The sequence below is a fragment of the Tenacibaculum retecalamus genome, assembly GCF_027941755.1.
GTDB lineage: Bacteria > Bacteroidota > Bacteroidia > Flavobacteriales > Flavobacteriaceae > Polaribacter > Polaribacter haliotis_B.
In genome coordinates, this window is the sequence record NZ_CP115916.1 from 2,192,661 (window position 1) to 2,205,720 (window position 13,060).

5 protein-coding genes and 1 pseudogene are annotated in these 13,060 nt (G+C 31.2%); 5 read left to right on the forward strand and 1 reads right to left on the reverse strand.

Annotated elements, in window-relative coordinates:
• Positions 1-71 precede the first annotated feature (71 nt).
• The 5 genes and pseudogenes from uvrA (at position 72) to PG912_RS10415 (ending at position 11,695) form a co-directional block, all read left to right on the forward strand.
• On the forward strand, positions 72-2,894 hold the full coding sequence (gene uvrA / locus PG912_RS10395) for an excinuclease ABC subunit UvrA (RefSeq protein ID WP_275687480.1): 2,823 nt from the start codon (positions 72-74) through the stop codon (positions 2,892-2,894).
• Positions 2,895-2,954: 60 nt separating this feature from the next.
• Positions 2,955-3,670 (forward strand): annotated as a pseudogene (locus tag PG912_RS10400) (LOG family protein).
• A gap of 98 nt (positions 3,671-3,768) precedes the next feature.
• On the forward strand, positions 3,769-6,552 hold the full coding sequence (locus tag PG912_RS10405; RefSeq protein ID WP_275687481.1) for a gluzincin family metallopeptidase: 2,784 nt from the start codon (positions 3,769-3,771) through the stop codon (positions 6,550-6,552).
• Positions 6,553-6,669: 117 nt separating this feature from the next.
• Positions 6,670-9,123, forward strand: a complete 2,454-nt coding sequence (locus PG912_RS10410) for an alpha-ketoacid dehydrogenase subunit alpha/beta (protein WP_275687482.1) — start codon at positions 6,670-6,672, stop codon at positions 9,121-9,123.
• A 133-nt stretch (positions 9,124-9,256) separates the two neighbouring features.
• The gene (locus PG912_RS10415; RefSeq protein ID WP_275687483.1) at positions 9,257-11,695 is read left to right on the forward strand and encodes a zinc-dependent metalloprotease; all 2,439 of its coding nucleotides are present in this window, start codon (positions 9,257-9,259) and stop codon (positions 11,693-11,695) included.
• 46 nt (positions 11,696-11,741) lie between these two features.
• Here PG912_RS10415 and PG912_RS10420 read toward each other — a convergent pair whose 3' ends face one another.
• A complete protein-coding gene (locus tag PG912_RS10420; RefSeq protein WP_275687484.1) occupies positions 11,742-13,013 on the reverse strand; it encodes a DUF2851 family protein in 1,272 nt (423 codons plus the stop codon).
• Positions 13,014-13,060: the final 47 nt, after the last annotated feature.

Consider the following 13,060-nt stretch of genomic DNA (forward strand, 5'->3'; position numbering starts at 1 on the left):
ATTTGTTTATAACATCGGCTTTAAAATAAATTTGGTTTCTGTAACTTTGCTTTTTTGGTAAAAAACACACTTTGAAAGAACAAGAGTACATAGAAGTATACGGAGCCAGAGCTCACAATTTAAAAAATATTGATGTAAAAATTCCTCGCGAAAAACTAGTTGTTATTACTGGTTTAAGCGGAAGTGGAAAATCATCCTTAGCTTTTGATACTATTTATGCCGAAGGACAACGTAGATATATTGAAACTTTCTCTGCTTATGCGCGTCAGTTTTTAGGCGGATTAGAAAGACCTGATGTTGATAAAATTGATGGATTATCACCCGTAATTTCTATCGAACAAAAGACTACAAACAAAAGTCCGCGTTCTACCGTAGGTACCATAACCGAAATTTACGACTTTCTTCGTTTACTCTTTTCTCGTGCCTCGGATGCTTATTCGTACAATACAAACGAGAAAATGGTGAGTTATTCTGATGAACAAATCAGGCAATTAATTTTAAAAGATTTTAACGAAAAACGTATTGCAGTTCTTGCGCCTTTAATTAAATCTAGAAAAGGGCATTATCGCGAACTTTTCGAGCAAATTTCTAAACAAGGTTTTGTTCGTGTTCGTGTAGACGGAGAAATAAAAGAAATCGTAAAAGGCATGAAACTTGATCGATATAAAACTCACGATATTGAAGTGGTTATCGATCGTTTAATTGTAAACGAAAAATCAGAAAAACGTTTAGAAGAAACTATAAAAACAGCTTTATATACTGGGAATAATATTTTAATGGTGGTTGATGTTGACGATGAAAAGCCTCGTTATTTTAGTCGCGAATTAATGTGTCCTACAACCGGAATTGCGTATCCGAATCCAGAGCCAAATACATTTTCATTCAACTCGCCAAGAGGTGCTTGTATTCATTGTAACGGATTAGGTATTACCAATGAAATTAACGAGAAAAAGGTAATTCCAGATCATACTATTTCTATTAAAAAAGGCGGAATTATTCCTTTAGGAGAACAAAAAAATAGTTGGATTTTTAAGCAATTACAAACCATTGCCGACAGGCATAACTTTAAACTTACCGACCCGATAAATAAAATTCCGCAAGATGCGATGCATATTATTTTACACGGTGGTAATGATAAATTTGAAATAAACTCTAAAGATCTTGGTGTAACTAGAAACTACGAAATAGATTTTGAAGGAATTATAGCTTTTATCGATAATCAATATAAAAATGCAGAAAGCACTTCTATAAAACGTTGGGCAAAAGATTTTATGGATGAAGTTAGCTGTTCTGTTTGCGAAGGTAAAAGACTTAAAAAAGAAGCGCTTCATTTTAAAGTTGTTGATAAAAACATTAGTGATTTAGCACAAATGGATGTTACCGAGCTAGCTGCTTGGTTTAAAGATATTGAAAGTAGCCTTTCTGAAAAACAATTAATAATTGCTACTGAAATATTAAAAGAAATTAGAACTAGAATTCAGTTTTTATTAGATGTTGGTTTAGATTATTTAACTTTAGATAGAACCTCTAAATCTCTTTCTGGTGGAGAAGCACAACGAATTAGATTAGCAACACAAATTGGCTCGCAACTGGTTGGTGTTTTATATATTTTAGATGAGCCTAGTATTGGTTTACATCAGCGAGACAACGAAAAACTAATAAAATCACTTATTAAACTACGAGATGTTGGTAATTCGGTTTTAGTTGTAGAGCATGACAAAGACATGATTGAACAAGCCGATTTTGTTTTCGATATTGATCCGGGTGCAGGCGTACATGGAGGCGAAATTATAAGTGAAGGAACTTTTGATGATTTAAAAAAACACAGCACCTTAACTGCCGATTACTTAACAGGAAGAAAAGAAATTGCTGTTCCCAAGGAAAGAAGAGTAGGAAACGGAAATTTCATTAAACTATCCGGGGCATCAGGAAACAACTTAAAAAATGTATCCGTAAAATTTCCTTTAGGACAAATGATTTGTGTTACCGGAGTTTCCGGAAGCGGAAAATCTACCTTAATAAACGAAACTTTATACCCAATTTTAAACGCTCATATATATCGTGGTGTTAAAAAACCAATGCCTTATAAAAAGATTGAGGGCTTAGAACATATCGATAAAGTTATTGATATCGATCAATCTCCTATTGGTAGAACTCCACGTTCAAATCCGGCAACCTATACCGGAACTTTCGGAGAAATCCGCAGTTTATTTGCTAAAACTCCAGAAGCTGCTATTCGCGGTTATAAACCTGGTCGTTTTAGTTTTAATGTAAAAGGTGGTCGCTGTGAAACTTGTCAAGGAGGCGGAGTTCGGGTTATTGAAATGAATTTTTTACCAGATGTTCAAGTAGAATGTGAAACCTGTCAAGGGAAACGTTTTAACAGAGAAACCTTAGAGATTCGTTACAAAGGAAAATCGATTTCTGATATTTTAGAGATGACAATTAATGAAGCTACCAACTTCTTTGAGCATATTCCTAAAATATATCGCAAGCTTAAAACCATTAAAGATGTTGGCCTTGGGTATATTACTTTAGGACAACAATCTACCACACTATCTGGTGGAGAAGCACAACGTATAAAATTAGCATCAGAATTATCGAAAAGAGATACCGGAAATACTTTTTATATTTTAGACGAACCTACCACAGGTTTACATTTTGAAGATATTCGTGTTTTAATGGATGTTTTAAATGAATTAGCCAACAAAGGAAATACTGTGTTAATTATTGAACATAATATGGATGTAATTAAACTTGCCGATTATATTATTGACATCGGTATGGAAGGAGGAAAAAACGGAGGAAATGTTCTAGCCACAGGATCTCCTGAAAAAGTAGCGAAACATAAAACAAGTTATACTGCTAAGTTTTTAAAAAAAGAACTAAATTAGCAAGCTTGCTAAAGATGTAAATTTAGCAACATAAATTGTTACATTTAATATAAAAAGAATATGAGTATGAGTCCGAACGATGACAGAAAAATAAAAGAAAAATTACAACCAAAAACTTGGAATGAAATAAAAACAAACGATTCTTGGGCTATTTTTAAAATTATGGCTGAGTTTGTTGAAGGATATGAAAAACTAAGTAAAATTGGCCTTGTGTATCTATTTTTGGCTCTGCAAGAACAAAAACAGATGATCCTTATTATAAATTAGCTGAAGAAGTTGGTTTTAAATTAACTGAAAACGGTTTTGGTGTTATCACCGGTGGTGCACTAGGAATAATGGAAGCTGGTAATAAAGGAGCGAATAGAGGAAAAGGAACTTCGGTTGGATTAAATATCGAATTACCTTTCGAGCAACACGATAACCCTTGGGTTGATCGTGATAAAAACTTAAACTTCGATTATTTTTTCGTTCGTAAAGTAATGTTCGTAAAATACTCTCAAGGTTTTGTTGTGATGCCTGGTGGTTTTGGTACTATGGATGAGCTTTTTGAAGCTATCACATTAATTCAAACTAATAAAATTGGTCGTTTTCCTATTGTTTTAGTAGGTACAAAATTTTGGGCTGGCTTATTAGATTGGATAAAAAACACCTTATTAGAAGAAGGTAATATTAGTGAAAAAGACTTAGATTTATTTAGAGTTGTTGATACTGCTGATGAAGCTGTAGAACATTTTAATAAATTTTATAAGAAAAACGAATTAAAACCAAATTTCTAAAAAAACAATTACCTTTAAGGCTCGTTCAATATTCAACGAGCTTTTTTTTATTTTATACTTTGAACTGTAAATTATCCTTCTTTTTTTCCTTTCTTTTTTTGTACTGTTACACTATAGCAGCGCAAACAAATGCTTTTGATATAAAAGCAAAGTTAGATACTAAAAACGACCAACTTTATATTCAGCAGAAAATCGTTTTTTACAATAATTCTTCTACAGAACTAAATACTATCTTGCTTCATAACTGGGCAAATAGTTTTAATAATAACGAAACTCCTTTAGGAAAACGTTTTATTGAAGATTACAAAAAAGACTTTTATTTTTCTAAAGAAAAAGATCGAGGACATACAAAAATTTATAATTTAGCAGTAAACTATCAGCAAGTTTCATTTAAAGAAAAAGAAAATCAGCCTGATATCGTTGAAGTAGTTTTGAATAAGAGTCTTAAACCAAAAGATAGCCTTATTTTAACAACCACTTACACTGTAAAAATTCCGAATGCTAAATTCACTGGATACGGAAAAACTAAAACTGGATATCATCTACGTTTTTGGCATATAGTACCCGCTGTTTATAAAGAAAAATGGCAATCAATGAGTAATTTAAATCTTGATGATTTATATCAAAATTTAGCTAATTACACTATAAACATTAAGATTCCTAAAAAGTACACTCTTGTAAGTAATTTACAACAAACTGAAAAACAACAAAAAGAAGACACAAAGTATCACTTAGTTGGTCGAAGAAAAAAAGACATCATTCTACATATTGATTCACTTAATCAGTTTACATCTTTTAAAACAAAAATTAAGGATATAAAAACAGATGCCTATTTAAAAAGCACTCCTACTGACACAGTTATCAAAATTATAAACAAACAAATAAACTTTATCCAACGTTTTTTAGGCAAACACCCACATAAAGAAATTTTTGTAGACGCAACTACCATCAATAAAAACTCTTTGCAAGAAGTATATGGTCTTCCGAAATGGTTGAAACCTTTCCCTAAAAATTTCAGATGGGAAATCAGTTTTTTTAAAGCACTTACAAAAAAATACCTCGAAGATGTTTTAATATTAAACAAACGATCTGACTATTGGTTTACCGATGGATTGGAAACCTTTTTAATGATGAAATACATTAAAGAATATTATCCTGAAACCACTGTTTTGGGTAAATACTCTAAGTACTGGCCTTTAAAAACATATAATATTTCTAAATTAAAACAGAACGACAAATATGCTTTTATCTATCAATTTAGTGCGCGAAAATTTTATGATCAGGCGTTAACAACCTCTGCTGATTCTCTATCAAATTTCAACCGAAAAATTGTTAGTAAATACAAGGCCGGATTAGGTTTACTATACCTTCAGGATTTTATTGGAGGAGATACATTGGTAAATTCATTAAAAGAATTCTATTCAAAAAACCAATTAAAATTAAGTGATAGTAATCAATTTAAAAATATACTTCAAAAAAATACTTCAAAAAACTTACATTGGTTTTTTAATGATTATATAAAAACCACTAAAAAAATTGATTATAAAATATCTAAAATAAAAACCATTAAAAACAAAGATTCTTTAGCTGTTACTATTAAAAATAAAAGAAACTTTTCTTCTCCTGTAGCCTTATATGGAATACAAAAAAAAGAAATAAAATTTAAAACTTGGGTAACTGGAATTGATTCAATAAAAACAATTAAAATAAAAAAAGGAGATTTTGATAGACTCTCATTAAACTATGAAAACTCCTATCCTGAATATAATTCTTTAGATAATTTCAGGAAAATTAATAATACATTAATTAACAAACCGTTGCAATTTCGCTTTTTTAAGGATGTAGAGAATCCATACTACAATCAATTATTTTACTATCCCGATTTTAAATACAATTTGTATGACGGATTAATACTAGGTGTAAACATCAATAATAAATCTGTTGTAAATCATAACTTCGAGTTTAGCTTAACACCTAATTACAGTACAAAAAGCAATAATTTTACGGGTTCTTATGCCTTTTCTTACAATCATTTTTTTAAAAAATCTAAACTTTACAAAATGCGTTATGGTTTTAGTGGAAGTAGTTATCACTATGCACCAGAACTTGAATACAATACGCTAGTTCCTTTTGTAAGTTTTCAATTTAGACGAAATACACTTCGTAAAAATGGCTTAAAACTTTTAATGGCTCGATTAATTAGTGTGAATAAAGAGGTGGAAATTACCAAACCTAAAGAAGCTAGTGATAAATACAACATTTTTAACCTAAGATATATTCAATCAAATTTTAATGCTATTAACAGCACTACATATGCTATTAACACTGAATTTAATTCTTCTTTTAGTAAAATAACTACTGATTTTCGTTATCGAGGTTTCTTTTCTTCGGATAATAGTATTGACATCCGATTTTTTGGAGGGTTATTTTTACATAATAAATCAGAAGGTGATTATTTTAGCTTTGGATTAAATCGTGGCTCTGATTATTTATTCGAACAAAATTTATTTGGTCGTTCTGAAAATGAAGGTATTTTCAGTCAACAATTTATAATTGATCAAGCTGGTTTTAAATCAAAATACAGTACTCCTCAATTCTCTAATCAATTAATAACGTCAATAAACACGAGTGTTAGTGTTTATAAGTGGGCAGAAATCTATAATGACTTTGCCATGCTGAAAAACAAAAATAATTCACCAAATTATTTTTATGAAAACGGAATACGATTAAACTTTATTCCTGATATTTTTGAATTTTATTTACCTGTATACACCAATGAAGGCTTTGACGTTACAAAAAAAGGGTACCCAACAAAAATTCGATTTGTAATCACCACAAGCATCGATCGTATTTACAATTTCCTTAGAAGAGGATTATTATAGATACTTCAACAGATTCCTTTTTTTTGCTATTTTTTTGAAGAATATTCAGTGAAAATTGAAATTTTTAAATTTCAACTAAAAAAACTATCTTTGTAAACACACCAAAATCAGAAAATAATGACGCAAAATACCGAAATAGCTAGCACTCAACAACTTTCTTTTCAAGATTTTAAAAATGAAGTTTTAAACGACTATCGAATTGCTCGCTTAAGTAGAGAGTGTAGTTTATTAGGGCGTAGAGAAGTTTTAACTGGTAAAGCTAAATTCGGAATTTTTGGTGATGGTAAAGAAGTACCGCAATTGGCAATGGCTAAAGCTTTTCAGAATGGAGATTTTAGATCTGGTTATTACCGTGATCAAACCTTTATGATGGCAATTAACCAATTAACTCCTCAACAATTTTTTGCAGGCTTATATGGTCATACAAATATTACTGCCGAGCCAATGTCTGCCGGTCGTCAAATGGGAGGGCATTTTGCTACACATTCTTTAGATGAAAACGGAGATTGGAAAAACTTAACTGCTCAGAAAAATTCTTCTGCAGATATTTCTCCAACCGCAGGTCAAATGCCACGTTTATTAGGTTTAGCACAAGCTTCTAAAATTTATCGTAATGTAGAGGGTTTAGACGGTTTTACTGATTTTTCTAATAAAGGTAACGAAGTTGCTTGGGGTACCATTGGTAACGCAAGTACTTCTGAAGGTTTATTCTTCGAAACCATTAATGCAGCTGGTGTGTTGCAAGTACCAATGGTAATGAATGTTTGGGATGATGAATACGGAATCTCAGTACACGCAAAACATCAAACAACAAAAGAAAGTATTTCTGAAATTTTAAAAGGATTTCAAAAAGAAAAAGATACAAACGGTTACGAAATTTTTGTCGTAAACGGATGGGATTATGTGCAATTAATTGATACTTATAACAAAGCTTCAAAAATTGCAAGAGAGCAACATATACCTGTTTTAATTCATGTAAAAGAATTAACACAACCACAAGGACACTCTACTTCTGGATCTCACGAGAGATATAAATCTGCAGAGCGTTTAAAATGGGAACAAGAATTTGATTGTCTTGCTCAGATGCGTAAATGGATTTTAGAATTCGAATTACAAAATGAAGACGGAACTGTTTTAAAATTTATTGATTCTGAAGAGGATTTAATAAAAATAGATAAAGAAACTAAAAAAGAAGTTAGCAAAGCAAAACGTGATGCTTGGAGTGCTTACACAAATGAAATAAAAGAAGAAGTTGCTGCTGCTGTTGATTTGCTAGAAAAAGTAGCTCAAAAAAGTAACAATGCTTCATTTATCAATAAATATAAAAATGATTTATCGGCGATTACTGAACCTATCAGAAAAGATATTTTGGTTGCTGCCCGTAAAACATTACGTTATTTAAAGGATGAAGATTTTGCAGAAAAAACAACACTTCAAAACTTTATTAAATCATCTATAGATAATGCTGCTGTAAAATTTTCTGCTCACCTATTAAGTGAAACAGCATCAGCTACCGAAAAAATTACTGCTGAAGCACCAACATATGCTGCGGAGAAAAACTTAGTAGATGCACGTGTTATTATGCGTGATAATTTTGATGCTATTTTTAATAAATACCCAGAAGCTTTAATTTTCGGAGAAGATACTGGATATATTGGTGATGTAAATCAAGGTTTAGAAGGTTTACAAGAAAAATATGGTGAACTAAGAGTTTCTGATACAGGTATTCGTGAAGCTACAATTCTAGGTCAAGGTATTGGAATGGCAATGCGTGGTTTACGTCCAATTGCTGAAATTCAGTATTTAGATTACCTTTTATATGCTTTACAAATAATGAGTGACGATTTGGCAACACTTCGTTACCGTACTTTTGGTAAGCAAAAAGCACCGTTAATTATTCGTACTCGTGGGCACCGTTTAGAAGGTATTTGGCATTCTGGTTCGCCAATGGGGGGAATTATTAATAATATTCGTGGAATACATGTATTAGTTCCAAGAAACATGACCAAAGCTGCCGGATTTTATAACACTTTATTACAAGGTGATGATCCTGCTTTAGTGGTAGAATGTTTAAACGGTTACCGTTTAAAAGAGGAGTTACCTACCAATTTAGGAGAGTTTAAAACGCCAATTGGTGTTGTTGAAACAGTAAAAGAAGGAACCGATATTACGGTAATGTCTTACGGTTCTACACTTAGAATTGTAGAAGAGGCTGCTAAAGAATTAGCACAAGTAGGTATCGATATCGAAATTGTAGATGCACAAAGTTTATTACCTTTTGATTTAAATCACGATACGGTAAAATCGGTTGCTAAAACAAATCGTTTACTAGTAGTTGATGAAGATGTACCAGGTGGAGCTTCTGCTTATTTATTACAAGAAATTGTAGAAAATCAAAACGGATACAAACACTTAGATAGTAAACCACAAACCTTAACAGCAAAAGCACACAGGCCTGCTTATGGTACAGACGGAGATTACTTCTCTAAACCATCTGCTGAAGATATTTTTGAAAAAGTATACCAGATTATGAACGAAGCTAATCCTGCAAAATTTAAAAGCCTGTACTAAGCATAATATTACGATAATAATTCAAAATCCCAAACGTAAATGTTTGGGATTTTTTTTTAACAAAACAATAAGTTTAAAAGTTCTACCTTTTTGGTATTTTAGTAAATTTTATATTAAAAACTCAACACAAACAATGAAAAAACTACTAATATTATCTTTATTATTAGCATTTGTTTTTCCTTCACAAACAAATGCACAAAGACGAAAATCAAAGAATAAAAAAGAAACTTCAACCGAGAAATCCAAACCTAAAAATAAAACAAAAAAATACTCAGATTTTGTAAAAAAAGACACGAAGTCTGACGAAGGTTTATTTAAAGTTCATGAAAATGACGGAGAATATTTTTATGAAATTCCGAAAAGTTTATTCGGAAAAGAAATGCTTTTAGTAAGCCGAATTAAAGAATTGCCTTCAAATTTTGGAGGAGGTTATATAAATGCTGGTTCAAAAACAAACGAACAAGTTGTCGTTTGGGAGCAATTTAAAAAGAAAATACTCCTAAAAATAAAATCTTATAATGCCATTGCAAACGATTCTTTACCAATTTACAAATCGGTGAAATCAAATAATTTAGAACCTATTTTATATGCGTTTGATATCAAAACAGAAAGCAAAGATTCTTCTGCTGTTTTAATTGACGTTACTAAATTTTTCTCGTCAGATGTTAAAGCAATTAGCGGAATCGGAAGTAGATCAAGAACCCAATACAAAGTAAAAAAATTGGATAGTAAAAGAAGCTTTATCAATACCATAAAAAGTTATCCTAAAAATATTGAAGTGATACAAGATTTTACTTTCGATGCTAGTAAACCACCTTCAAGTAGAAACGCAGGTACCATTAGTATCAGAATGAATCAATCAATGATTTTACTACCAGAAAAACCTATGACACCGCGTTTATTTGACAAACGTGTTGGGTATTTTACTGTTGGAACTGTAGATTATAATTCAGAAAAATTAAAAGCAGATAGCAAACGGTATATTAGCCGCTGGAGGTTAGAACCAAAAGATAAAGAAGCTTACGCTAGAGGTGAATTGGTTGAACCTATTAAACCGATTGTTTACTATTTAGATCCGGCAACGCCAAAAAAATTGCGCAAGTACATAAAACAAGGTGTAGATGATTGGGCTGGAGTTTTTGAAACTGCTGGATTTAAAAATGCTATTATGGCGAAGATGCCTCCGAGTAAGGAAGAAGATCCAGAGTTTAGCATGGAAGATATTAGATATTCTTCAATAAGATATGTGGCAAGTACTACAAGAAATGCCGTTGAGCCAAGTGTTTCTGATCCTCGTTCTGGTGAAATTATTGAAAGTGATATTATTTGGTATCACAATCATTTACGTTCATACAGAAACAGGTATTTATTAGAAACTGGTGCTGCAAATCCTTCTGCTAGAACTTTAGATACTCCTGACGAAGAAATTGGAGAAATGATGCGAATGGTTATTGCGCACGAAATTGGTCATGCACTAGGTTTACCTCATAATATGGCTGCAAGTTATGCATACCCAACAGAATCTTTACGAGATGGTGATTTTACTCAAAAAAACGGAATCGCAGCAACCATTATGGATTATGCTCGTTATAATTACGTAGCACAACCTGAAGATAAAAACATTCGTTTTATTCGTCAATTAGGCTCTTACGACCATTACTCTATCAATTGGGGATATCGTGTAATTCCCAATGCTACTACTCCTAAAGATGAAGTAAAAACCTTAGATAAATGGATTGGTGAAAAAGCAGGTGATCCTATTTATAAATTTGGGTATCAACGTAGAGGTGGATTTGATCCTGCTTCTCAAACAGAAGGTATTGGAAACGACTTAATAAAAGCAAGTACTTACGGAATTAAAAACCTAAAAATCGTTGCTAAAAATTTACCTGAATGGACCTCTGACCAAACCAATGATTATGCCGATTTAAATGAATTATACGGTGAATTATTAAGTGTTTGGAATCGCTACGTAAACCATGTAGTTGGTAATATTGGTGGTGTTTTTGAAGATAATAAAAAACCTAATCAACAAGGTAATGTGTATTCTGTATTATCAAAAAGCAAACAAAAAGAATCGTTAAATTGGTTATTAAAAAACACCTTCACAACACCAAGTTGGTTGTTAGATAAAAATATTTTAGCAAACATTAATCACACAGGTTATGTTGAAAGAATGGGGCGTTTACAAAATCGTCATTTAAGTAGTTTATTGAGTGAATCTCGCTTACAAAGAATGACAAATTCGGAAGTTACTAGTGATGATTTTTATGCAGCAGCAGATATGGTTAAAGATCTTAGAAAAGGTGTTTTCTCTGAAGCTAATTCAACTAAAAACGTAACTGTTTACAGAAGAAATTTACAAAAGAATTTTATTGACAGACTAGGTATTTTACTAAATAGCAAGAGCGCTAAAAACTCTGACATTTCTTCAATTTCACGCGGTGAGTTGGTTTCTTTAAAATATTTAACAAACAATGCTAGTAAAAGAGCTGTAAACAGTATTACAAAATACCATTACAAAGATTGTATCGCTAAAATTAATGCAATTTTAAATCCTAAAAAACAATAGTATCTCTAGTAATCTTTAACTATCGATTCCGCTCGATATAACATTATTACTTTCTTAACAAACTAGTACCTATTGCGCATTGTAAACAACGTTTCTTTGCGCAATAATTGTTTTTAAGTTCTAATAAAGCCTGACTTTCAAACGCATTTTTGGCAGTGATTTTTAAATCTGAAAATTTAGTTATTATTGAGTTTTTCTCTGGCTTAATTTGTTGCATCAATTTAAAAAAAGCTTCACTATTTACTCCTCCTCTACTTTTTTCATACACAAACTTTAACGGTAAAACGGTGTTAATCAATAGTAAATCTATAAATGATTTTGTGAGTTTTTTTGCTGAGTTTTTTGATTCGGTTTCAAACGTATAATGTGTCTTCCAAAAATCAGCTATTGCTACTGAAAACAAATCATAAAAATCTTCTAGTTTATTTAATTCCATCAGTTTAGAAAACAAATTTTGATGTTTAAAAAACAACGCTACTAACTGTGCTATTCGAATAGTCGGAAAATTTGTTGGTCGCATTCTAAAAAATTGAAATAAAACATTAGAAATCGGCTGTAACTTATATTTATGTTTTAAATATTCATACTCGTTTTTTAATTGAATAAAATAAGGGTCTTCTGCTTCACCTTCTAAAAACCCTGCTTGCCCAAATAATACAGCTGACAATTGAAATTCATTAAAACGGACTTTTTTTAAAATTGAAAAATCAAACGATTGCGCTAACTGTAAAAAAGCTTCTCCATTAATTTTCAATCCAAAATTTTTAGCTAATAACTGAAATAAAACGCTCTCAAAATCATTATTTGACTTCTCTAATAACTTTTTTACCAAAACGGATTTACTTTCTAAGCGCTCAAAATACAATCGCTCTAACCAATTACTCATCAAGAAAGAATCTACTTCATTAATTTGTTGCTCACACGGAATCCAACGAAGTTGTTTAGAAAATAACGATTGATAATTATTAAGTAATTTTTTATCAATTAAACCATGTAACTCAAGAGTTGGCAATGGCTTATTATTTTTCATAAAAATAGCTGAATCATACTGCCAAACAACATGTAAAATTACAGCATCATAGTTTTTATCTTCTTCGTGTTTGTGTAAATACCAATCAGATGAGTTGATGTGAATTTCAACATTACCAATCCATAATTGATTATTTATTTTAAGATGGGCGTTTAAAAAATCTGACCCAGCGTTTAAATTATGAGTCCCAGATTTAATTATTTGAATCGTTTCGTTAGCTGTGGATTTTAAATTGCCCGAAGGAAACAACTTGTTTTGCCATAAAAAGTGTAGAAAATCTTCTTTCATAATACTGAATTAGCAATTATTTTTTGAGCTTTAAGATATAAAAATAT